Source organism: Parasphingorhabdus sp. (genome assembly GCF_048269865.1).
GTDB lineage: Bacteria > Pseudomonadota > Alphaproteobacteria > Sphingomonadales > Sphingomonadaceae > Parasphingorhabdus.
Window position 1 is genome coordinate 133,162 of record NZ_JBLWUA010000004.1, and the last position, 22,223, is coordinate 155,384.

Consider the following 22,223-nt stretch of genomic DNA (forward strand, 5'->3'; position numbering starts at 1 on the left):
CTATTCGGTGTCTGCCGCGCCTGTGTTTATATTTTCAACATTATCTGGCGCTGCGTTGCGCTCGTCGAGCATTTTTGCCGCTTCATCCAGCGCTTTTGCTTCGCCAACGGTTACTCCGCCCGGACCCGGATCATTCGGTGCCGGGCCACAGGCAACCAGTCCGGCCAATATCATGGCAGTAAAAATGCTTCTCATGGCAGCTCCATAAAGCCAAAAACGGCCGAACCAAAGACAAAAAAAGGGCCGCCCGGAGGCAGCCCTTTTTCGAAATTGTCGAACAGCTTAATTGACAGCTTCTTCGGCGGCGTCTTTCGCTTTCTCGGCGGCTTCGCCAGCGGCGTCAGCAGCGTCTTTAGCAGCGTCCGCAGCTTTGTCAGCGGCGTCAGCAGCTTCTGCGGTCGCTTCAGCAGCTGCGTCGCCCATGGCGTCGGCAGCGCCTTCGGCTGCATCCATGGCGTCGTCAGCAGCTTCTTCAGCCGTTGCTTCGGTGCCGTCTACTGTTTCTTCTGCACCAGTTTCTGCATTATCTGCACCGGAACAGGCGGCCAGGCCAAGTGCCGCAGCCAAAACGATCGATGTTGTAACTTTCTTCATAGCGGTAACCCTCTATTGTACTTCTCAAAAACCATGCAGGCCCGGAAGTCTTACACGACCATCAGCCTACGGTCGGCAGCTTTAGCGAGAGGAGGAATTGAACGCAATGAAGAACCCGGCGCAGCGCTGCGGGTCATTGTAAATTTTGTTTCATAAAGCCCGTGCAGGAAAGCGATTCCTAGTAAATCAAGGCGATTGACCGGATATAAAGATTTCTTTATATAGTATTACTACATGGACGATATCCTGAACATTTTTAGAGCCTTGTCGGACCCTACGCGGTTGCGAATCGTGCTGTTGCTGCAAAAGATGGAATTGGCCGTCGGTGAACTGGCGCAAATTCTGGATCAGAGCCAGCCCCGCATTTCCCGGCATATCAGAATATTGGACGAAGCGGGCCTGGCAGAACGCCGCAAGGAAGGAAGCTGGGTTTTCCTGAAACCCGGTCCAGCGGCGGAACTCGAAATATTGGGCCGGATTTTTCGCTCTGACAAAGTCGCGCAATCCGAGCAGGCGAAACAGGATCAGGCCCAGCTGTCTTTGGTCCGCAAAGCGCGGGCAGAGATGGCGGAGCGCTATTTTGCAGCCCATGCCAAAGAGTGGGATGCCATCCGTTCCCTCCATTTGCCGGAAGCCGAGGTAGAAAGTGCGATGTTAGCGCTTTTACAAGAAGCTCCTCTTGGCAAGATGCTGGACATAGGAACCGGAACGGGACGGATGATCGAACTGTTCGGAGCGGCTGCGCAATCGGTCGTCGCGATCGACAACAGCCCGGAAATGCTGCGGCTGGCCCGGGCAAAATTGCTCGAAAGCGAAATTGCCAGCGGATCCGATATCGTCCAGAAGACGGAGTTGAAGCAGGGTGATTTTAATCATCTGCCGCTGTCGAACGGCGCCGTGGACAGTGTCATTCTTCATCAAGTGCTGCATTACGCCCAGCATCCGGAAGCCGTATTGCTGGAAGTGTCCCGCGTCCTGAAAGCGGGCGGAATCGTCCTGATCGCGGATTTCGCCGCCCATGACCGCGAAGAGCTTCGCACCGATCATGCCCACGCGCGCCTTGGCTTCAGCGATGACAGCATGAAACATTGGCTGACCGCATCCAAGCTTGAACTGGTTCAGATCAGGACGCTCGATGGCGGGGCGTTGACCGTAAAAATATGGGTGGCGACAAAACCCGCCATTCCCAGCCTTCACTCCGATTCCGACCGACAGGCATCACCAGCCGAAACCTTGAAAAGAGCATCAGCATGACAAATCCAACCCGGCCCATGGGCCTGATCGAACTGGAAGAAGCGAAGCGGGCCCTTGATGTCCCGCTGTTCGCGGGGTTGAGCGGTGATGCGGACGTATCCTTCGAATTTTTCCCGCCAAAATCCGATAAGATGGAAAAAACCCTGTGGGACAGCGTCGTTACGCTCGAGCCCCTCAACCCGCGATTTGTGTCGGTGACCTATGGCGCTGGCGGCACCACGCGGGAACGGACCCACGCCACGGTCGCTCGCATTGCCAGGGAGACCGATATACCGGCGGCAGCGCATCTGACCTGCGTCGGGGCAAGCAAGGCGGAGATTGCAGAGGTCGCCCAATCCTATTGGGATGCCGGCGTGCGGCATATTGTTGCCCTGCGCGGCGATCCTCCCGCTGAAGGCCAGGCGTTCGAGCCGCACCCGCAAGGCTATGCGAGCGCCGCAGAGCTGGTAAAAGGCCTGACCGATATTGCACCGTTCGAAATTTCGGTTGCCGCCTATCCGGAGACCCACCCCGAAGCCAATTGCCCGCAGAGCGATCTCGACAATCTCAAGCGCAAGCTGGATGCGGGCGCGACCCGAGCCATCACACAATTCTTCTTCACCGCAGAAGCCTTTTTCAGGTTCCGCGACGCGGCTGCGGCAGCCGGTATCGATGCTGAGCTGGTGCCCGGCATTCTGCCGGTCTCAAACGTCGCCCAGACCCGCAAATTTGCGGGTATGTGCGGCGCGGAAATCCCGACCTGGATGAATGACCTGTTCGAGGGGCTGGATGATCACCCCTCCGCACGACAGCTGATCGCCGCCACGGTCGCGGCGGAACTGTGCCGCAAGCTCTATGCCGGCGGCGTTCGCCAATTTCATTTTTACACGCTCAACCGGGCTGAACTCAGCTACGCGATTTGCCATTTGCTGGGCAAGCGTCCGGCTGGTGCACAACAGGAGAAAGCGGCATGACCAGTGCACGCGAACAACTGCACAAGCTAGCCGCCGACCGCATTCTGGTGTTCGACGGTGGCTATGGTACGGCCATCCAGAATTACAAACTGAGCGAAGACGATTATCGCGGCGATCTCGATCTGACCGACGACCAGAAGGGCAATAACGATCTGCTCAGCCTGACCCGGCCGGATATCATTGAAGCGATCCACACATCCTATCTCGAAAGCGGCGCGGATATAATCGAAACCAATACATTCAGCTCCACCGTGATCAGTCAGGCGGATTATGGCTGTGAACATCTGGTTCGCGATCTGAATGTCAAATCGGCGGAAATTGCGCGCGCTGCCTGTGACAAGGCCGAAGCCAAGGATGGACGGCCGCGCTTTGTCGCTGGCTCCATTGGCCCGACCAACAAGACCCTGTCCCTGTCCCCCGATGTCAACGATCCCGGTTTTCGGGAGATTGACTATGATTATCTGAAAGGCGTCTATCGCGACCAGTGCGATGCCCTGATTGATGGCGGCGTCGATTTCCTGCTGATCGAGACGATCTTTGATACACTCAATGCCAAATGCGCCGGCATGGCGGCGATGGAAGCCGCCGAAGCCAGTGGCCGGGATGTGCCGCTGATGATTTCGATGACGCTGACCGATCTGTCCGGACGGAACCTGTCCGGGCATACGGTAGAGGCGTTCTGGCACGCAGTGCGGCACCTGAAACCGCTGACCATCGGTCTCAACTGTTCCTTCGGCGCTGACCAACTGCGGCCGCATCTGGCGATGCTGGCGAAAGAGGCGGACACATTGATCATGGCCTATCCCAATGCCGGCCTCCCCAACGAGCTGGGAGAATATGACGAGATGCCGCAGGAAACAGCGGAACTGATCGGTGACTGGCTCAAAGACCGGCTGGTCAATATTGTCGGCGGCTGCTGCGGCACGACGCCGCAGCATATTGCAGCCATTGCCAAGGCCGTGTCCGGTCAGGAACCGCGCACGATCCCGGATGTCACGGTCCGCACGCGGCTTTCAGGACTGGAGCCGTTCACTATGGCAGCCTGAATGATCAGCAGCCCTTCCCGGTGCACGCCGAGCGACGTGCGACCAGAATCTTTCTCGGCTCCTTCAGAGACCAACGGATACCATCAAATCAAATGACACAGACCTCCTCCACCAATTTCGTCAACGTCGGCGAGCGCACCAACGTCACCGGCTCTGCGCGGTTCAAGAAGCTGATCCTCAACGACGACTATGAAGCCGCCGTCGAAGTCGCGCGGCAGCAGGTCGAGAACGGCGCGCAGGTGATCGACATCAATATGGATGAAGGCCTGCTCGACGCGCATCACGCGATGACCACATTTCTCAAGCTGATCTCCGCCGAACCGGATATCGCGCGGGTGCCGGTGATGATCGACAGCTCGAAATGGTCGGTCATCGAGGCGGGTCTGAAATGTGTGTCCGGCAAGCCGATCGTCAACTCGATCTCGATGAAGGAAGGCGAGGAGCAGTTTCTCGATCACGCGCGCAAATGCATGGCTTATGGCGCCGCGGTCGTGGTCATGGCATTTGACGAAACCGGACAGGCCGACACCAAGGAGCGCAAGGTCGAGATTTGCGAGCGCGCCTACAAACTGCTGACCGGTATCGGCTTTCCGCCGGAAGATATCATCTTCGATCCCAATGTGTTTGCGATTGCCACCGGCATCGACGAACATCGCCGCTACGGCATCGATTTTATCGAGGCCACGCGCGAAATCCGCAAGCGCTGCCCGCATGTCCATATCTCCGGCGGCCTGTCCAACCTGTCGTTCAGCTTCCGCGGCAACGAACCGGTGCGCAAGGCGATGCACAGCGTCTTTCTCTATCACGCGATCCCGGCGGGCATGGACATGGCGATCGTCAACGCCGGCCAGCTCGACATCTACGACGATATCGATCCAGAACTGCGCGAGCTGTGCGAAGATGTGATATTCGACCGCCGCGACGATGCCACCGACCGGCTGATCACGCTGGCGGAGAAATTCCGTGGCACCGACGAGGTCGCGGAAAAGGCGGCAGCGGAATGGCGCGGCTATGAAGTACACAAGCGGCTGGAACATGCGCTGGTCAAGGGCATCGACGCGCATATTGTCGATGATACCGAAGAAATGCGGATGGCGGTCAAGGATCGCGGCGGACGGCCGATTGAGGTGATCGAAGGCCCGCTGATGGACGGCATGAATGTCGTCGGCGACCTGTTCGGTTCAGGCAAGATGTTCCTGCCGCAGGTCGTGAAATCGGCTCGCGTCATGAAAAAGGCGGTCGCCCATCTCTTCCCATATATCGAGGCGGAAAAGGACGAGAATGCCAAGGGCAAGGGCAAGATCATCATGGCCACGGTCAAGGGCGATGTGCACGATATCGGCAAGAATATCGTCGGCGTCGTGTTGCAGTGCAATGGTTTCGAGGTCGTCGATCTCGGCGTGATGGTTTCGTGGACAGACATTTTGAAGGCCGCCAATGAAAATGACGCGGATATCATTGGCCTGTCCGGCCTGATCACGCCGTCGCTGGACGAGATGGTCACCGTTGCCGAAGAAATGGAGCGGGCGAAAATGCAGATGCCGCTGCTGATCGGCGGCGCCACCACGTCCAAGACGCACACCGCGCTGCGCATCGAACCGGCCTATAGCGGCCCGACCATCCATGTGCTGGATGCGAGCCGTGCGGTCGGCGTCGCCTCGCAACTGGTCAGCGACACCCAGGCGCTCGGCTTTATCGCCAAGACCCGGGAAGATTATGAACTGGTGCGGATCGCGCGGGCCGGAAAAACAGGGAAGAAACTGTCGACCATCGAAGAGGCTCGGGCGAACGCCGCTGAAATCGATATGACATTAAAGGCTCCGGAACCCGCCAAACCAGGCCTGCATGTCTACGAAGATTGGGACCTGGCAGAATTGCGGCAATATATCGACTGGACGCCGTTTTTCAGAGCCTGGGAACTGGCCGGCAATTATCCGGCGATCCTGACCGACAAGATTGTCGGCGAGAGCGCCAGCGATCTGTTTCGCGATGCACAGGCCATGCTCGACACAATCATCGAGGAAAAGTGGCTGACTGCGAAAGGGGTGGTAGGCCTATGGCGGGCGCGGCGCGATGGTGATGATATTCTCGTGTCGCCGGAAAATGAGGAATATAGCTTGCCGATGCTGCGACAGCAGGTCGTCAAGCGGGGCGGCAAACCGAACAATTGCCTTGCTGATTTCATCGACGAACAGGATGACTGGTTCGGCGGGTTTGCGGTCACAGCCGGTCATGGCATCGAGGAGCATGTCCAGCGGTTCGAGATGGACAAGGATGACTATAACAGCATCCTCCTGAAAGCGCTGGCCGACCGGCTGGCCGAAGCTTTTGCCGAACGCATGCACGAACATGTACGCAAGGACTTGTGGGGCTATGCAGCGGACGAAAATCTCAACAATCAGGATCTTGTTCGTGAAAAATATCAGGGCATCCGCCCTGCCCCGGGCTATCCGGCTTGCCCGGACCATAGTCTGAAACCGGTCCTGTTCGACATGCTCGATGCAACAAAAAATACCGGTATCGAGCTCACCAGCAGCTTCGCGATGACGCCGACGGCCGCGGTTTCAGGCTTCTACTTTGCCCATCCGCAAGCCGAATATTTCGGGGTTGCGCGGATCGGGGAAGATCAGGTTGAAGAATATGCTGAAAGACGCGGCGTCAGTCTCGATCAGGCGCGCCAGTGGCTGCGCCCCAATTTGAACGAATAGCCCTGCGAAATTAACCCTTTAACCTCTTTCGCTCATCCTGAATTCATCTGGGACAGGCCAAGCTTAAATATTGTTTGATATCGCGGCTGGCGATATTGAAAATATTCTTTTCCCTCGAGTCAGGATGACCGAAATGACCTTCAAATCCCCGCTGATAGCCGCGGCCCTGATGGCGACTGTTGCCGGAACCGCCGCTGAGGCCCAGCGCGAGGCACCGTTCACCATCGCCGAAACCGGAGCGACCTATTCGCGGCTGGCGGATGCGGTGAAAGCCGTTGGCGGCAATAATGCCACCATCATTATCGCACCGGGCGCGTACCGCGATTGCGCGGTGCAGGACGCGGGCCGGATCACCTACAAGGCATTGATTCCCGGCCGCACGGTTTTTGACGGCGGCATCTGCGAGGAAAAGGCAACGCTCGTTCTTCGCGGCAAGGCCGCAACCATCGACGGGATCATTTTCCAGAATCAGCGGGTTCCCGATGGCAATGGCGCCGGTATCCGGATCGAGCGCGGCGATCTCTATGTCTATAACGCCCTGTTCCGCAACGCCGAAGAAGGCATTTTGAGCTCCGATGATGAAAGCGCGGAAATTGTCATCGACCGTTCGTCCTTTCAGCGGCTGGGACGCTGCGATCGCGGCCTGTCCTGCGCACACAGCATCTATATCGGCTATTTCGGGGCGTTGAAGGTCACCAACAGCCGCTTCGAAAAAGGCAACGGCGGACATTATATCAAAACCCGTACCGGACGGGTGACGATAACCAACAACAGCTTTGACGACACCCAGGGGCGCAGCACCAATTATATGATCGACCTGCCCGCCGGTGCCACCGGCGTGATCAGCGGCAATGTCTTTGTGCAGGGCCAGAACAAGGAAAACTGGAGCGCCTTCATCGCGGTGGCGGCCGAAGACACCGACCACAGTTCCAATGGCCTCAACATCCACTCAAACAGCGCATCGCTGGCGAAGGGCGTACAACGGAACACCTGGTTCGTCGCCGACTGGAGCGGTGACCAGATCAGGATCGCCAACAACAGTCTCGGCAGGGGTTTGACTCGATACGAGCGGCGCTAAGGTCAGACGTCGAGGTCAGTCGCAGCTGTTCGCCGGGCCGCCATCGATATCCAGACATTTGCCGTCGGTTTCATCCGCGGGAATGTCCACGCCGATAAGCGCGCCCAGGGTCGGGGCAATATCAACCGTCATCACTGAAAGTGGCTGCTCGAAATGCTGCAGCCCCTTGCGCCAGAACAGAATCGGGACGCGGCGATCATAATCCCAGGGGCTGCCATGGGTGGCGACATATCCCCGCATGGTTGAGGCAATCGGCGTCACGGCCTTTTTCAGCAAAACGATAAAATCACCGGAGCGATCCGGATGGAAGGATGCCCGGGCCCGCTCTTCCAAAGTCCATTCTTCGGGCGATCCGCTCGGCACGGTAATCTTCATCAAATCATCATGATCGAACACGGCTTCAACCTGCGCATGGGCCGAAATGAGCGCCATCGCACTGTCCTTGACCATCTTCTTTTGCTTGTCTGACAGCTCCCGACTGACATAATAATCGCCAAACGGGCCATCCGCGTAGAGGACGGGCTTGTCTTCAGGCAGCCCCAGTTCCCTCGCGACGGTCTTTCCGATTTCGGTGACATTGAGATTGGGATCAATCCGCTGCGCTGTCGGCACGCCCTGAAGGCTCATCCGCTCCGGCAGATCAAGGCCGCCATGATCGGCGGTCAGCATGACCGCATAATCGATGCCTTCAGCGTCCAGAATATCGAAAAACCGGCCAAGCGACTGGTCCAGTTCACTCATCTGAATGCACATTTCCAGGCCCTCGGTACCGAAGGAATGACCGATATAGTCGGTCGCCGAGAGACCGACCGATATCACGTCCGTGGTATCGCCCTGCCCCAGCTTCATTTCGTTAATCACGGCCGTCGCCGCCGCGAGGATCGACCGGTCGAAATCCGGAGAGGCCCGATAGATGCTGGCCGCGCCTTCGGGACGCTGAAAGGCATAGTCGCCAACCGACTTGCCGTCACCGTGCATGATTTTGGCGTCGTGCGGGACGCATTGCGCTGGTGTCGCATAAGCCGGACGGGCCTTGTCGATGCTTGCCGCAATCGATTCGTTCAGAGCCGCCACCGAAGGCAGGGTATCTCGCCCCTGCAGAGTGGTAAATCCCTTGCCTTTCCACCAGTAGATCTCATCGACAACATGGCCGCCCATCATCAGGGCTGCCCGGTCCTTGCCGGCAACCGCGACATTGCGGGATTTCGGAGATACTTTCTTGAGCCGCTCGCCGAGTGTCGGGACCAGCAAATGCCAGGCCGACGCAACATAGTCGCCCTGTGTTGGGGCAGTAATATCACCAAAGCTGGTGCCTTCAACGCGCTCGTCTTCGGCGCAATAGACCGTCTTGTCATCGCGTTTGATCGAGAGGTCGATCCAGTTGTTGGCGATGATCCCGGCGCGCCCGGAATGTACACCGGTCATGATCGTCGAATGGCCGGGGCACGTCTCGGTCGCCGCATGCGACTGATAGCCCGACGGGAACACTGCACCATTGGCCAGTCTTTTCAGGCCGCCGGTGAAGCTGCTACGATATTCGCTGAAAAGGTTAGCGGAAAACTGGTCCACCGATATGGCGACCACCAGTTTCGGAGGAGCCTTCGCTTCGCTTTTAATATCTTCCGCATTTGCTGTGCCGGAAAATATGATAGATGCCGCCAAAGCTGTAACTAAGATCGATTTTTGCACGAATGGTCCTCACTGATGAATGCCGCTATAGAAAGCTGCCTGCCAATAGCCTAATGCGATTAAACAGGAAATAGTGAGTTTTTATGACATTTGATTTTCGGATTTTTTCGCTCCTGCTGGCTTTTGCGGCGCTGGCCTTTGCGCCGGCAGCCGAGGCGCAGAACCGGCTCGGCAATAGCGAGTTGAATGTACCCGCGACCTTGATGGCGGAATCACAAAAAGTGCAGCCCGGTCAGACCGTCACTCTCGCGTTTTTGATGGAACCGAAGCCGACATGGCACGGCTATTGGGAAAATCCCGGCGATGCTGGGATCGGCATGAGTTTCGACTGGACCCTGCCCACCGGTGTGACCGCGGGCGAACCGCAATTTCCGGTGCCGTCCACGCTGCTGATCTCCGGTATCATGAACTATGTCTACAAGGGCGACTATGCCATTCTAGTCAATCTGACGGTGGCAGATACGGTGCGGCCTGGTCCGCTTCCGATTTCCGTCAAATCGGAATGGCTGTCCTGTACCGACGAAATCTGCGTGCCGGAACAGGATGAATTGTCAATCACTCTGCAAGTTGTCGGTAAAGGCACGGCTGTCGTTCTCGACAAGCGTTTCAATGACTTCCGCGCGGCCCTGGCCCGCCCGTTGGGCAGTGAAGCCACCTTCGCGGTCGGTGATGATCTGTTCCGCCTGTCCGTGCCACTGCCCGCCAGCGTTGCCATTGACGATCCCTATTTCTTCATCAAGCAGGACGGGATCGTTGACTATGCAGCGCCGCAAAAATTCAATCGGGATGGCGACCGCCTGATCATGGAGACCGCTGCCCGCGGCGATCAGCTGGATAGCATCACCGGCATCCTGAAGATCGGCAATCATAACGGGTTTCTGTTAACCGCGACCAAGGGCGAAGTGTCGATGACCGGCCTGCCCTTGGCCAGCGATGGGGCAGAGCAGGAAGGCGGAGCATCTTTATTGCTGCTGGCGCTGGGCGGTGCTTTGCTCGGCGGGCTGCTGCTCAACCTGATGCCCTGCGTCTTTCCGATCCTCAGTCTGAAAGCGATCAGTCTCGCCAAGGCGGGCGGCAATGAAACGGAGGTCCGGCGTGATGCGCTGGCCTATACCGCCGGAGTCGTGCTGGTTGCGACGGCGCTCGGTGCGATCCTGCTCGGTCTGCGGGCCAGCGGCGCAGCGGTGGGATGGGCCTTTCAGCTGCAGGACCCACGGATCATCTTCGTGCTGCTGGCCCTGGTGACCGCCATCGGCCTTAATCTAGCGGGCCTGTTCGAACTGCCCAATATCAACATTGGCAGCAAGCTGACCCACAAGAGCGGTGCCTCGGGGTCGTTCTGGACCGGGGCGCTGGCTGCCTTTGTCGCGACGCCCTGCACCGGCCCGTTCATGGCGGCCGCACTGGGCGCGACGATCATTTTGCCGCCCATTGCTGCGCTGGTCATCTTTGCCGGTCTGGGCGTCGGACTCGCCCTGCCCTTCCTGCTGATCGCGTTCATACCGGCCATCCGCAACCGGTTGCCCAAGCCCGGACCCTGGCTGGATGGCTTTCGCAAAGCCATGGCAATCCCGATGTTCCTCACTGCTATTGGCCTGATCTGGCTGCTCGGCCGCCAGATCGGAACCGACGCGCTCGGCCTCTCGCTGGTGTTTCTGCTGGTGGTTGCGCTGATCCTGTGGTGGTTCGGTGGCGGTCAGATGAAAGGGATGTCGCGCGGCGCGATCGCTAGCGTTGCCATGGCGATTGCCGTCTTTGGGGCCATCCTCGCGCTGCCCGGCGAAGAGGCAATGACCAGCCAGAAACTGGCGAACATATCGAACGAAACCTTGCCCAGCGAGCCGTTTAGCGAAGCGCGGCTGTCGGAATTGCGCGCGTCAGACCAGCCGGTTTTTGCCTATTTCACGGCCGACTGGTGTCTTACCTGCAAAGCCAATGAGGCCGCTGCGATTCAGCGCGCGGAAACAGCCGACGCTTTCCAGACCGCCAAGGTCGCGGTGCTGATGGGCGACTGGACCAGACCCGATCCCGATATCAGCCGATTTCTCGAAAAACATGGCCGTGCCGGGGTGCCGCTGTACCTCTATTATGCGCCTGGCGAGGAGCCGGTCGTTCTTCCCCAGATTCTGACGGTGGCGACATTGACCGATCTCGTCGATGATACGGTTCAAACCGCCAAGCTTGCCACCAACCCCCAGTGAACGGAGACCAGATGTGCTCAGATTTTCCACTTCGACCGTGACCACCATCGCCGCCGTTGCGCTGGCAAGCCCGCTCGCAGCCGCGCAGAAAAATGGCGCCATGGCGCAGGATTTCAAACTGACCGACGTCAATGGCAAGACGGTTCAGCTTTCGCAGTTTCGCGGCAAGACGGTCGTGCTTGAATGGCACAATCCCGGCTGCCCGTTTGTGTCCAAACATTATAGCAGCGGCAATATGCAGGCGACCCAGAAAGCGGCCCGGCAACAGGGCGCAGTCTGGCTGACGATCAACAGTGGCGCGAAGGGAAAGCAGGGCCATATGACCGGTCCCGAGGCCAAAGCGCTGATCGCCAAACAGAATATCCAGTCGACCAACTATCTGCTCGATGCAAAGGGGGTGGTTGGCAAAGCCTATGGCGCGAAGACCACTCCGCATATGTATATCATCGATGGCAATGGAATTCTGGTCTATCAGGGCGGCATTGACGACAAACCAACCGCGAATATCGCCGACATCAAGAACGCGCGCAATCACGTTCTGGCGGCTTTGAACGAGATAAAATCCGGCGACAAGGTCAGCGTTGCCCAGGCCCGCCCTTACGGCTGCTCGGTCAAATATGCATCCTGAATAGACGGGCACCGGTCATTGATCGCCCACCCCGTTGGGGAAAGTAGCTGATGCTTGGTGATATCGCCAGAGGGTGGGAGACAAGTCCTGTACACAACTCGGACCTGCCTCCCCCTCTGGACCGGCAATGTGCGACCCTCAAAAAAAGGCACCGCCGACCAAACTCGTTCCATCCGTCAGGCGGCTAGCGCCGACAGAGAGAAACTCCTTGTTTGTATGATGCCGCCCCTGATCAATTCCGGCTCTGCGGAATGGTCGGGGCGTGCCAGCGCTTATCATTGCAACTGTTTGACGCTCCTTTAGGCGCGCGAAGCGGCGCCGTCATGTAAACTATCGTAACAATTCGTAAACCATTGAAATAATATTACATTATTTTGTAATTAACACATAGTGTAAAGCCGGACAATCTGCCGACCGTCGCGGCTTTCTGACAGGATCAGAAAAACACCTTATTTTCCATATAGTTACATTTGTGACCGATTCGTGCCCGGAAATCCGGCCCAAAGCGCGGGTCGAAGCATCAGCCAGGCTTGCGAAAACGCATGACAAAGCGGTCGGTTTGCCCCCGCACGGCTGGATCAAAAACGTTCAACTCCAGATCATCATCGGGATTGGCGAACATGTCGCTTTCACCATCGAGGACAAATCCGGCCTTCAGGAAATCGGAACGCACCGTTGCCGGATCGATACGGTGGGTTTTCTCAACCACGGCCCTCGTGTCGCCCGGCGATCCCACATGATCGATGACGGCAACGATACCGCCCGGCTTCATCCCCGCAAACAGATTGGACAATACGGCGGCCGGATCCATTTTCTCGAATTTATATTCTTCGCTTTCCCAGTAAAAGTCATGATAGATCAGGTGCAGCATGGCAAAATCGATACTGTCGGGCGCTGGCGTGTAATCCGGCAGTTGCGACGGCACCATCTTCACCTTGGGTTGCCGCTCCGTGACCCCGGCCCATTTTGCCTTGGACTGTTCGCTCGTCGTAAATTGCGGCGGATTGACAGCGGTTACCGATCCCTCCGGACCGACAACGCGCCCCATGATCTCGCTATAATAGCCGCCGCCAGCAAACAGATCGACCACGGTATCGCCGCTTTCGAGACCCATGAAGGCAAGTACTTCGGCTGGCTTGCGGCTGTCATCAAGCTTGATATCGGCTTCATCGCGGCCCGGATCAGACACGGCCGCCTTGAAATCGGGTCCGGTCTCGGCGGTATTCGTAGCGGCGGATGACGCAACCGCCGCCCCAGCCGGAGTGACAACCAGGGCGCAAGTCGCCAGGGCCAATAGAATAGATGCTCGCATGATTATATCTCCCCTAAATATGGGGAGCAGCATGAACCTGAGCGCGTTTTTATACAAGCGGTTGCCAAGTCGCTGGTCTACGGCGGCAAGCCGTTCGTCGAAACTAGCAATCGGTCGTCGATCAGGCGGCGCGTTTGCTGATCTTGTCCAGTTCCGGCCCGTTGGCGCGGCGCACGTCCTCCAGATCGTAGTCGATCTGCAGTCCGAGAAAAAATCCCTCGGTTATTCCGAAATAGCGGGCAAGCCGAATATCGACATTGGCATCGACCGGCCGATCGCCGGCAAGGATTGCGTTAAGCTGGACGATATCCAGCCCGGCACCGTCAGCGACTTCCGCAACCGGTATCTCGCTGCCAATCAGATAGTCTTCACGCAGGACATCGCCCGGGTGGACATTGTCCAGACGGTCTTTATCCCCTGTGATAGTCCTCGATCCGGACATCATGCGCATCTCCGTTTGACCAGCTGAACGTCACGCGCCACTGGTCGTTGATACGCAGACTATAGCGCAAAGGTGTATATGCCTTCAACTGCTCAAAGCGATTGCCGCCCGGAACGCGCAGATCAAACAAATTGGCAGTACGGTTGATCTGCCGCAATTTCCGCCGTGCAATATTTTGAATATTTGAGGGCAGTTTGCGACTGCGTTCGCCGAGCCAGATTTTTTCGGTTTCCCGATCGGCGAACGAGCGGATCATCTTCTCAAAAACTCAAGTCTACGCCAAGTATTGTCTTGTGGTCGCCTCGCTTCCCAAAAACGCAAACCATTGACATTATTTCCTGTAATAGCGGTAGCTGCAGCAGACGGACTGTCATGCTTACATCCATCTGCGTCCAACCACTTTCCGTTTCTAACACAGCCAGAATATTCAGACCCTTTATACCTTGATCGGAGAAGCGTGCCATCTGGCAGAAACAGACCTCGCGAATAGAAGCCACTTTGCCTCGGACGCCGCCATTCTTCAGCCATACCAGCAAATGCTTCGAGGCCGGAAAGTATGGCGGGCTCAGGAGCATCTTCCTCCGCTATCGAATCCAAATTTAGAAGCTCACGCAAAAGATCATTGTGAGTCTGCCCCTCAAATTCTAAACGCTCTGTTAGCGCTTTAAAAACTTCTAAATCGACTGTTATATCCATGTCAGCACTCCAATTGAGCGCTATTAGCATACTATAGTGAATAATAGCAAACTAAATTCATTACATCTTCCGCTGCACCCTCCCATAACCCATTTTCCGCGTCCCTGGCCTGCCTTCGGTTGACCGTCCCTTCGGCTGCGCGACCTGTAGATCGGCGGGCAGGCCCAGTTCTTCGGCTTCCAGCTTGCGAATTTCGTCGCGCAGGCGGCCTGCGGTTTCGAATTCCAGATCAGCGGCGGCATCGCGCATCTGTTTCTCGAGGCTTTCGATATGGGCTCTGAGATTGTGGCCAACCGGATGCCCCGGTTCGACATCGACGGCACCGGTGACCATGTCCTTGGCGGTCGCATGGGCGACGATATCGCCGATATTTTTCTTGATCGACATCGGCGTGATGCCGTGTTCCAGATTATAGGCAACCTGCTTCTCGCGGCGGCGGTCGGTTTCGCTGAGCGCGCGCTCCATCGATCCGGTCATCCGGTCGGCGTAGAGAATGACCCGGCCATCGACATTCCGCGCCGCGCGGCCAATGGTCTGGATCAGCGAAGTCTCGCTGCGCAGAAAACCCTCCTTGTCAGCGTCAAGGATCGCGACCAGCCCGCATTCCGGAATATCCAGCCCTTCGCGCAGCAGGTTGATGCCGACCAGCACGTCATAGACGCCCAGCCGGAGATCGCGGATCAGCTCGATCCGTTCCAGCGTCTCAACATCGCTGTGCATATAGCGGACCTTGATCCCGGCCTCGTGCATGAATTCGGTCAGGTCCTCCGCCATCCGTTTGGTCAGCGTGGTGATCAGCGTGCGATAACCCTGATCCGCGACCTTGCGGCATTCGTTGATCACATCGTCGACCTGATCCTCGACCGGCTTGATCTCGACCGGAGGATCGATCAGCCCGGTGGGGCGAATGACCTGCTCGCTGAACACGCCGCCGGTCTGCTCCAGCTCCCATGGCCCCGGCGTCGCCGAGACGCTGACCGTCTGCGGCCGCATCGCGTCCCATTCGTTAAAGCGCAATGGCCGGTTGTCGATACAGCTCGGCAGCCGAAAACCATATTCAGCCAGCGTGATCTTGCGGCGGTGATCGCCCTTCGACATGGCGCCGATTTGCGGCACGGTCTGGTGGCTCTCGTCGACAAACAGCAGCGCATTGTCCGGCAGATATTCAAACAGGGTTGGTGGTGGTTCGCCCGGCAGCCGCCCGGTCAGGAAGCGGGAGTAATTTTCGATGCCCGCACAGCTGCCGGTGGCCGCGATCATCTCGAGATCGAAATGGGTGCGCTGTTCCAGTCGCTGATGCTCGATCAGCTTGCCCTCGGCCTCCAGTTCCTTGAGCCGCACGCCCAGCTCCAGCTTGATCGCCTCGGTCGCCTGCTTCATCGTTGGTCCCGGCGTCACATAGTGCGAATTGGCGAAAATTCGCACACGATCCAGATGCACACCCTTTTTGCCGGTCAGCGGATCAAATTCGACAATATCCTCGATCTCGTCTCCGAAAAAGCTGATCCGCCAGGCCATGTCCTCATAGTGCGACGGGAATATCTCGAGACTGTCACCGCGCACCCGGAAATTTCCGCGGGCAAAGGCCTGATCATTACGCTTGTACTGCAGGGCGACCAGCTTGCGGATGATGTCACGCTGATCGACCGCCTGCTCTTTCTTGAGATCGAAGATCATCGCCGAATAGGTCTCGACCGAACCGATACCATAGAGACAGGAAACCGACGCCACGATGATCACATCATCGCGCTCGAGCAGCGACCGGGTCGCGCTGTGCCGCATCCGGTCGATCGCCTCGTTAACCGAGCTTTCCTTCTCGATATAGGTGTCGGACCGCGCGACATAGGCCTCGGGCTGATAATAGTCATAATAAGACACGAAATATTCGACGGCATTATCCGGGAAGAAACTCTTGAACTCCCCGTACAGCTGCGCTGCCAATATCTTGTTGGGAGCCAGAATCAGTGCCGGTCGCTGCAGCTCGTCGATAATCTTGGCCATGGTGAAGGTCTTGCCCGAGCCAGTCACGCCGAGCAGGACCTGATCGCGCTCATCCTCGCGCATGCCCTGCACCAGTTCCCGGATCGCTTCCGGCTGATCGCCCGCCGGCTCGAAATCGCTGACCAGCTTGAAGTGTTTTCCGCCTTCGGATTTGTCCGGGCGGCTGGGCTTGTGCGGCACAAAATCCTTGCCAGTATCGGGCTCCGCCAGGCCCCTTCTAATTACCAATTCTGTCATCCGGCCTATATGGAACAAAAAGGGACCAATGTCATGCCTGAAATCCGATAATTGGCGGATCTGCGTGATAGGAATTGTACTTCCCTGCACCATCGGTTTAAGATGGTGTAGGGAGCAAAATAATTGAGGGATATTCACGTGAAAAATTTACTGGTTTCAGTGGCCGCTATCTGCCTGTTGTCGGGCTGTTCAGACAATGGCGCAGACAAGGACGGGGACGGCAAGATTACTGCCGAAGAAGTCGCCGAGGAAATGAATGAAGTGAAACTAGAGCCCGGCGAATGGGAAAATACAGTAGAGATCGTGGATGTGGCCATTGAGGGTCTGCCCGCGGGCGCACCCGCCGGCATCATGGACAGCATGAAAGGCCAGACGACCACGACAAAGTCCTGCATCACCAAGGAACAGGCGGATAATCCCGGAGCAGAATTTTTTGCCGCTCAGGACGAAACCAATTGTGAAGTCAAAAAATTCGATATGAGCGGCGGTAGCGTGTCGTCGGAAATGTCCTGCAGCAACATGGGCGGCAGTCCCGGCAACATGACCATGGCGATGGATGGCGAATATGGGCCGAGCAGCTATGACATGACCATGACCATGAATGGCGGCGCATCCGGAATGAAGATGAAAATCTCTGCCAAAAGCAGCGGCCAACGGATCGGCGACTGCCCGGCCGGATAATCCCGCTCATCGCAAAAGCAGATCCTATTTAGGCAGGAGCGTATCGCTCCTGCCTTTTTTTGTTGCCGCTTGCCATAGGCTATTCGTGATCGCGGCCATGCCGGAATTTGCAGGAGCGCACAGTGATCAAACCGCGTTGCAGCAATGCAGGGCCAATTGCATTTTTATGCCAACCATTTTCGCGATCGGGAAGACAACAGGCTTTGCGCTTTTCCTGTGGGTCCGGCATAGAGAGGCAAACTACAGGGGAAAATCATGAAACATCTATTGGCTTTGGCCGCGACAACCGCTTTCATCTGGGCCGCACCGGTGGTGGCGCAAAATAGTTCGACTTCACCTGATCTGGCGGAAGCCATCGCGGCGGACTATGACAATGAACTGAAAGCGCTGTTTCTTGATTTCCACAAAAACCCCGAACTGTCCTACAAGGAAACGCGTACCGCCGGAATTATCGCCAAACAATGGCGCGATGCCGGATTTACCGTGACCGAAAATATCGGCGGCACCGGTGTGGTTGGGGTGATGAAAAATGGCGACGGCCCAACGCTGATGCTGCGCGCGGACATGGACGGCCTGCCACTGGTCGAGGATAGCGGTCTCGACTATATGTCGACCGTGAAACAGGTCAGTATCGACGGCGAAGAAAAGCCGGTCATGCATGCCTGCGGCCACGATGTGCACATCACCTCACTGATCGGCACCGCCAACCAGATGGCAGCGAGGAAAGACCAGTGGTCCGGCACTCTGGTGCTGATTGCACAGCCGGCCGAGGAACGCATTGGCGGTGCCAAGCTGATGATGGATGACGGCCTCTATACGCGTTTTCCCAAGCCTGATTATGCCATGGCCTTTCACGTTTCTGCGGACACGCCGACCGGAAAACTGGCGGTTGGCGAAGGCATTGAAAGCAGCTCGTCCGACAGCGTCGACATCATTGTCCATGGCATTGGCGCGCATGGCGCTTCGCCCCATCGCGGCAAGGATCCGATCCTGATGGGCGCGGAAATCATCATGGCCTTGCAGACGATCATCAGCCGTGAAATCGCGCCGCTCAAGCCCGGCGTGATCACCGTCGGCTCCTTCCACAGCGGCTTCAAGCATAACATCATTTCGGACAAGGCGACGATGCAGTTGACCGTCCGCTCCGACGATGAGGAGACACGGGCCAAGTTGCTGGAGGGCATCAAACGCATTGCCACCAATGTCGGGCGGATGAACGGACTGCCCGAAGACAAGCTGCCTGAAGTATTGGTGTCCCATGAATCGACCCCGGCCAACTATAACGACGCAGCGCTGACCCAGCGGGTGAAAGCCGTGTTTGCCGAGCGCTTCGGCGAACAGGTGTTCGACGAAAAACCGCGCGAAGGCATGGGCGCAGAGGATTTTGCCTATTTCGTCGAGCCCAATACCGATGTGCCCGGCGTCTATTTTCAGGTCGGCGGCACGCCGCAGGAAGATTTTGATCGCGCCGAGGCGGGCGGACCGCCAGTGCCGTCCCATCACTCGCCCTTCTTCAAGATTGCCCCGCGCGAATCGGTGACGCTGGGAACCGAGGCGATGACGGCTGCAGCACTGGACCTGCTGGCAAAAGATGATTGACCGGGTCATGTCTCTGCGGCCTTTGCAAAAGATGGTGGTCACGGCGGCTATGCTGCTGGCCACCTCCTGCACGACGGTCGCAGAAAGCGATGTCGCACCGGTTGCCGAGGCACAGCCTTTTGATATCCTGATCGACAATGGCCTGATCGTCGATGGCAGCGGCTCTGCGCCCTATGTCGGCGACGTCGCCATCCGCGGCGACCGCATCGTGGCGGTCTCGCCGGAAATTGCGGGCAACGCCAAGCGCGTAATCGACGCGCGCGGCCTGGCCGTCGCTCCCGGTTTCATCAACATGCTGAGCTGGGCAGCCGATTCACTGATCGCCGATGGTGCCGGTGAAAGCGATATCCGGCAGGGCGTGACGCTGGAAATATTCGGCGAGGGCCGCTCAGAGGCACCGCTCACCGACAAGGCAGCGCAAACCGAAGAAAGCGGTCAGGGAGACATTCGCTATCCGGTCAGCTGGCGCAGCCTGGATGAATATTTCGACTTTATCGAGAAGCGCGGCATTGCGCCGAATATCGCCACCTTTGTCGGTGCCACCACGGTGCGGGTCAATACGCTCGGCTATGACGACGTGGATCCCGATCCCGCCCAGCTCGACGCCATGCGGACAATGGTGCAGGAAGCCATGGATGATGGTGCGATGGGCGTCGGCAGCTCGCTTATATATGCCCCGGCGAGCTATGCAGAAACGCCGGAGTTAATCGCGCTGGCAACCGAATCCGCGCGTTGCGGCGGGATGTATATCAGCCACATGCGTAACGAGAGCGATCATGTACTCGAGGCAGTCGATGAGCTCATCGAGATTTCCGAAAAATCGGGCGGCCCTGCCGAAATTTACCATCTGAAGCAGGCCGGCAAGGACAATTGGGGCAAACTCGACGCCATTATCGCAAAAATCGAAGCCGCGCGGGCGAAGGGTCAGCGGATCACCGCCAATATGTACACCTATACCGCCGGTTCCACCGGGCTTGATGCTGCGATGCCGACCTGGGTACAGGAAGGCGGCTATGCACAATGGAAGAAACGCCTGCAGGATCCCGAGATCCGCAAGCGCGTCATCGCCGAAATGAGCGGCAAGCCCGACGGATGGGAAAATCTCTATTATCACGCCGGTCCCGACAAGGTTTTGCTGGTCGGATTCAAGAATGACAAACTCAAACCGCTGGCTGGCAAGACGCTGGCCGAGGTCGCGGCGATGCGCGGCACCAGCCCGGCAGACACGGCCATTGATCTGGTGATTGAGGATGGCAGCCGGGTTCAGGTCGTCTATTTCCTGATGGACGAAGAGAATGTCGCCCGCCAGACCGCCCTGCCCTGGATGGCCTTTGGCTCCGACGCCGGCGCTCAGGCTCCGCGCGGCGTGTTCCTGAAATCCTCCACCCATCCGCGAACCTATGGCAATTTTGCCCGCTTGCTCGGCAAATATGTGCGTGAGGAAAAGCGGACGAGTCTGGCCGATGCGGTGCGGCGCCTGACCAGCATGCCGGCAAGCCATCTGGGCCTGAAAGATCGCGGCAGTCTGGCGGCAGGCCAATATGCCGATGTCGTCGTCTTTGACCCGGCGACCATTGCCGATACCGCAACCTATGCGGAACCACAGCAATTTGCCGTCGGAATGCGCGATGTTATCGTCAACGGCAAACCGGTGCTGCGCGATGGCGACATGACCGGTGCCCGCCCCGGTCGCGCCGTGCGCGGACCCGGCTGGAACAAATGCCCGCCGCGGTAAGGCAGCGCAAACCCGATGGCAGCCGAACTGACCCGCGCGCAGATTGAGCATTTGACGCAGGCATTGCGCGACCAGCAGGCCGAGCTGAAGGTCCGCGAAAAGGACGGAGCCAGCTGGCGCGGAACAGTCGAGCTCGATCAGCAAAGCGTCGGCCGGCTGTCGCGAATGGACGCGATGCAGCAGCAGGAAATGGCTCAGGCCGAAGCGCGACGCCGAGTCAACGATCTGGCGAGAATCGAAATGGCGCTGCGTCGCATCACCGAAGGCGAATATGGCTGGTGCGCGGAATGTGGCGAGCCGATCGCCTATAGACGCCTCGAAATTGATCCCGCAGCGCATTTATGCATCGGTTGCGCGCGCTGATCCCGGCCCAAGTCCGTCGAACTTGTGCGCCCCCGATCCTTTCGCATGCTTGACATGCAACCATATAGTTGCATATAAAATGGCATGTCCGATATCTTTGCCGCACTTGCCGACACAACCCGCCGCGATCTGCTGGATCGACTGTTCGTCAAAAACGGCCAGAACCTGAGCGACCTTCATCGCGGAACGGGCATGTCACGCCAGGCGGTGGCCAAACATCTGCAGATTCTGGAAGCCACCAATCTCGTCTCCGTCCACTGGCAGGGGCGGGAAAAGCTGCATTATCTAAACCCGGTTCCGCTCGGCGACGTCGTGCATCGCTGGGTCGGCAAGTTCGAGGACGCGCGGATTGCCGCCCTGACCGATTTCAAGCAGCAGATGGAAAATGCTTCCAATTCTTCCACCAACAGCAAGCCACAGGAGGAACGCCATGCCGGCCGATGATAGACCCAATATTGCGACGCGCGCCTCGACCGGCGAGCCGTGCGCGCCGGATTTCGTCTATACAATCTTCATCAAGGCAAGCGCGGAAACTGTCTGGAACGGCCTGATCGACCGGGAGCTGACCAAGGCCTATTGGGGTCATTATAACGAGTCCGACTGGAAGGCGGGTTCGCGGTGGGAACATGTGCGCAGCGACGGCAGCGGCAAAATCGACACCCGCGGCAGAATCATCGAAATGGATCCGCCGCGCAAGATGGTCTGGAGCTGGGCCTTTGATTCCGAAGCAGACGCGCCCGAAAAATTGTCGCGCGTGACCTACGAACTGGTCAACCTTGGCCCCGACACGAAATTGACGGTCACCCATAGCGAACTCGAACCGGGATCATCGATGGATGTGGGCGTCCGCGATGGCTGGCCAGCCGTGCTCAGCAATCTGAAGTCGCTGCTGGAAACGGGAGACGTGCTGTCGGAAGACAAATGGCCAAAGGCGGGCTAATGCAAACAGAAGGCGTGACCTCCGATTTCAGGTCCGCCATTGTCCCGTCAGACGGGCTCAAAACTA

21 protein-coding genes are annotated in these 22,223 nt (G+C 57.9%); 13 read left to right on the plus strand and 8 right to left on the minus strand.

From position 1 onward, the window contains the following. Both ACN0WW_RS06780 and ACN0WW_RS06785 read right to left on the minus strand, forming a co-directional pair. Positions 1–195 carry a hypothetical protein gene (locus tag ACN0WW_RS06780; protein ID WP_417610733.1) on the minus strand — a complete coding sequence of 65 codons (195 nt, stop codon included), beginning with the start codon at positions 193–195 and terminating at the stop codon, positions 1–3. Positions 196–282: 87 nt separating this feature from the next. Continuing rightward, on the minus strand, positions 283–594 hold the full coding sequence (locus tag ACN0WW_RS06785) for a hypothetical protein (RefSeq protein WP_417610735.1): 312 nt from the start codon (positions 592–594) through the stop codon (positions 283–285). 234 nt (positions 595–828) lie between these two features. Between ACN0WW_RS06785 and ACN0WW_RS06790 the strand changes: the two genes are divergently transcribed. The 5 genes from ACN0WW_RS06790 to ACN0WW_RS06810 all read left to right on the plus strand — a co-directional run bounded on the left by ACN0WW_RS06790 (position 829) and on the right by ACN0WW_RS06810 (position 7,633). Next, positions 829–1,848: an ArsR/SmtB family transcription factor gene (locus tag ACN0WW_RS06790; protein ID WP_417610736.1), complete on the plus strand. Its 1,020-nt coding sequence runs from the start codon at positions 829–831 to the stop codon at positions 1,846–1,848. Then, a complete protein-coding gene (metF, locus tag ACN0WW_RS06795; protein ID WP_417610738.1) occupies positions 1,845–2,801 on the plus strand; it encodes a methylenetetrahydrofolate reductase in 957 nt (318 codons plus the stop codon). Before ACN0WW_RS06790 ends, metF begins: the two co-directional genes overlap by 4 nt. Continuing rightward, the gene (locus tag ACN0WW_RS06800) at positions 2,798–3,847 is read left to right on the plus strand and encodes a homocysteine S-methyltransferase family protein (protein ID WP_417610740.1); all 1,050 of its coding nucleotides are present in this window, start codon (positions 2,798–2,800) and stop codon (positions 3,845–3,847) included. Before metF ends, ACN0WW_RS06800 begins: the two co-directional genes overlap by 4 nt. A gap of 92 nt (positions 3,848–3,939) precedes the next feature. Then, positions 3,940–6,555 carry a methionine synthase gene (gene metH / locus ACN0WW_RS06805; RefSeq protein ID WP_417610742.1) on the plus strand — a complete coding sequence of 872 codons (2,616 nt, stop codon included), beginning with the start codon at positions 3,940–3,942 and terminating at the stop codon, positions 6,553–6,555. Positions 6,556–6,688: 133 nt separating this feature from the next. After that, entirely contained in the window at positions 6,689–7,633 is a 945-nt protein-coding gene (locus tag ACN0WW_RS06810) for a right-handed parallel beta-helix repeat-containing protein (RefSeq protein ID WP_417610744.1), read from the plus strand. A 15-nt stretch (positions 7,634–7,648) separates the two neighbouring features. Here the strand turns inward: ACN0WW_RS06810 and ACN0WW_RS06815 are convergent, their stop codons facing one another. Beyond that, positions 7,649–9,322 (minus strand): alkaline phosphatase family protein, encoded by a 1,674-nt coding sequence (locus tag ACN0WW_RS06815; protein ID WP_417610746.1) that lies wholly within the window; start codon positions 9,320–9,322, stop codon positions 7,649–7,651. Between the two features lie 83 nt (positions 9,323–9,405). On the opposite strand from ACN0WW_RS06815, the gene ACN0WW_RS06820 reads away from it, so the two are divergent. Together ACN0WW_RS06820 and ACN0WW_RS06825 are read left to right on the plus strand one after the other, a co-directional pair. Beyond that, positions 9,406–11,523 (plus strand): protein-disulfide reductase DsbD family protein, encoded by a 2,118-nt coding sequence (locus ACN0WW_RS06820; RefSeq protein ID WP_417610748.1) that lies wholly within the window; start codon positions 9,406–9,408, stop codon positions 11,521–11,523. A gap of 13 nt (positions 11,524–11,536) precedes the next feature. Next, positions 11,537–12,151 carry a thioredoxin family protein gene (locus tag ACN0WW_RS06825; RefSeq protein ID WP_417610750.1) on the plus strand — a complete coding sequence of 205 codons (615 nt, stop codon included), beginning with the start codon at positions 11,537–11,539 and terminating at the stop codon, positions 12,149–12,151. A gap of 520 nt (positions 12,152–12,671) precedes the next feature. Here the strand turns inward: ACN0WW_RS06825 and ACN0WW_RS06830 are convergent. The 5 genes from ACN0WW_RS06830 to uvrB all read right to left on the minus strand — a co-directional run bounded on the left by ACN0WW_RS06830 (position 12,672) and on the right by uvrB (position 16,839). Then, complete coding sequence (locus tag ACN0WW_RS06830) at positions 12,672–13,463, minus strand: class I SAM-dependent methyltransferase (RefSeq protein ID WP_417610752.1); 792 nt, start codon at positions 13,461–13,463, stop codon at positions 12,672–12,674. A 121-nt stretch (positions 13,464–13,584) separates the two neighbouring features. Then, positions 13,585–13,908, minus strand: a complete 324-nt coding sequence (locus tag ACN0WW_RS06835) for a HigA family addiction module antitoxin (RefSeq protein WP_417610754.1) — start codon at positions 13,906–13,908, stop codon at positions 13,585–13,587. After that, entirely contained in the window at positions 13,874–14,161 is a 288-nt protein-coding gene (locus tag ACN0WW_RS06840; protein WP_417610756.1) for a type II toxin-antitoxin system RelE/ParE family toxin, read from the minus strand. Before ACN0WW_RS06840 ends, ACN0WW_RS06835 begins: the two co-directional genes overlap by 35 nt. Further along, a complete protein-coding gene (locus ACN0WW_RS06845) occupies positions 14,158–14,601 on the minus strand; it encodes a hypothetical protein (protein WP_417610758.1) in 444 nt (147 codons plus the stop codon). The genes ACN0WW_RS06840 and ACN0WW_RS06845 overlap by 4 nt, the downstream gene beginning before the upstream one ends. 60 nt (positions 14,602–14,661) lie before the next feature. Then, a complete protein-coding gene (gene uvrB / locus ACN0WW_RS06850; protein WP_417610760.1) occupies positions 14,662–16,839 on the minus strand; it encodes an excinuclease ABC subunit UvrB in 2,178 nt (725 codons plus the stop codon). Positions 16,840–16,977: 138 nt separating this feature from the next. Between uvrB and ACN0WW_RS06855 the strand changes: the two genes are divergently transcribed. The 6 genes from ACN0WW_RS06855 to ACN0WW_RS06880 all read left to right on the plus strand — a co-directional run bounded on the left by ACN0WW_RS06855 (position 16,978) and on the right by ACN0WW_RS06880 (position 22,157). Continuing rightward, positions 16,978–17,520: a DUF3617 domain-containing protein gene (locus ACN0WW_RS06855; RefSeq protein WP_417610762.1), complete on the plus strand. Its 543-nt coding sequence runs from the start codon at positions 16,978–16,980 to the stop codon at positions 17,518–17,520. A gap of 255 nt (positions 17,521–17,775) precedes the next feature. Further along, positions 17,776–19,119, plus strand: a complete 1,344-nt coding sequence (locus ACN0WW_RS06860) for an amidohydrolase (RefSeq protein ID WP_417610764.1) — start codon at positions 17,776–17,778, stop codon at positions 19,117–19,119. A gap of 7 nt (positions 19,120–19,126) precedes the next feature. Continuing rightward, positions 19,127–20,854: an N-acyl-D-amino-acid deacylase family protein gene (locus ACN0WW_RS06865; RefSeq protein WP_417610766.1), complete on the plus strand. Its 1,728-nt coding sequence runs from the start codon at positions 19,127–19,129 to the stop codon at positions 20,852–20,854. A 15-nt stretch (positions 20,855–20,869) separates the two neighbouring features. Further along, a complete protein-coding gene (locus ACN0WW_RS06870; RefSeq protein WP_417610768.1) occupies positions 20,870–21,217 on the plus strand; it encodes a TraR/DksA family transcriptional regulator in 348 nt (115 codons plus the stop codon). An 84-nt stretch (positions 21,218–21,301) separates the two neighbouring features. Further along, complete coding sequence (locus ACN0WW_RS06875) at positions 21,302–21,661, plus strand: ArsR/SmtB family transcription factor (RefSeq protein ID WP_417610770.1); 360 nt, start codon at positions 21,302–21,304, stop codon at positions 21,659–21,661. Then, positions 21,648–22,157, plus strand: a complete 510-nt coding sequence (locus ACN0WW_RS06880; RefSeq protein ID WP_417610772.1) for an SRPBCC family protein — start codon at positions 21,648–21,650, stop codon at positions 22,155–22,157. Before ACN0WW_RS06875 ends, ACN0WW_RS06880 begins: the two co-directional genes overlap by 14 nt. Positions 22,158–22,223: the final 66 nt, after the last annotated feature.

Coding starts and splice junctions, on each gene's coding strand:
- ACN0WW_RS06780 (WP_417610733.1), bottom strand. CDS start 195: ATGAGAAGCATTTTTACTGCCATGATATTGGCCGGACTGGTTGCCTGT.
- ACN0WW_RS06785 (WP_417610735.1), bottom strand. CDS start 594: ATGAAGAAAGTTACAACATCGATCGTTTTGGCTGCGGCACTTGGCCTG.
- ACN0WW_RS06790 (WP_417610736.1), top strand. CDS start 829: ATGGACGATATCCTGAACATTTTTAGAGCCTTGTCGGACCCTACGCGG.
- metF (WP_417610738.1), top strand. CDS start 1,845: ATGACAAATCCAACCCGGCCCATGGGCCTGATCGAACTGGAAGAAGCG.
- ACN0WW_RS06800 (WP_417610740.1), top strand. CDS start 2,798: ATGACCAGTGCACGCGAACAACTGCACAAGCTAGCCGCCGACCGCATT.
- metH (WP_417610742.1), top strand. CDS start 3,940: ATGACACAGACCTCCTCCACCAATTTCGTCAACGTCGGCGAGCGCACC.
- ACN0WW_RS06810 (WP_417610744.1), top strand. CDS start 6,689: ATGACCTTCAAATCCCCGCTGATAGCCGCGGCCCTGATGGCGACTGTT.
- ACN0WW_RS06820 (WP_417610748.1), top strand. CDS start 9,406: ATGACATTTGATTTTCGGATTTTTTCGCTCCTGCTGGCTTTTGCGGCG.
- ACN0WW_RS06830 (WP_417610752.1), bottom strand. CDS start 13,463: ATGCGAGCATCTATTCTATTGGCCCTGGCGACTTGCGCCCTGGTTGTC.
- ACN0WW_RS06835 (WP_417610754.1), bottom strand. CDS start 13,908: ATGATGTCCGGATCGAGGACTATCACAGGGGATAAAGACCGTCTGGAC.
- ACN0WW_RS06840 (WP_417610756.1), bottom strand. CDS start 14,161: ATGATCCGCTCGTTCGCCGATCGGGAAACCGAAAAAATCTGGCTCGGC.
- ACN0WW_RS06845 (WP_417610758.1), bottom strand. CDS start 14,601: ATGGATATAACAGTCGATTTAGAAGTTTTTAAAGCGCTAACAGAGCGT.
- uvrB (WP_417610760.1), bottom strand. CDS start 16,839: ATGACAGAATTGGTAATTAGAAGGGGCCTGGCGGAGCCCGATACTGGC.
- ACN0WW_RS06860 (WP_417610764.1), top strand. CDS start 17,776: ATGAAACATCTATTGGCTTTGGCCGCGACAACCGCTTTCATCTGGGCC.
- ACN0WW_RS06865 (WP_417610766.1), top strand. CDS start 19,127: ATGTCTCTGCGGCCTTTGCAAAAGATGGTGGTCACGGCGGCTATGCTG.
- ACN0WW_RS06870 (WP_417610768.1), top strand. CDS start 20,870: ATGGCAGCCGAACTGACCCGCGCGCAGATTGAGCATTTGACGCAGGCA.
- ACN0WW_RS06875 (WP_417610770.1), top strand. CDS start 21,302: ATGTCCGATATCTTTGCCGCACTTGCCGACACAACCCGCCGCGATCTG.
- ACN0WW_RS06880 (WP_417610772.1), top strand. CDS start 21,648: ATGCCGGCCGATGATAGACCCAATATTGCGACGCGCGCCTCGACCGGC.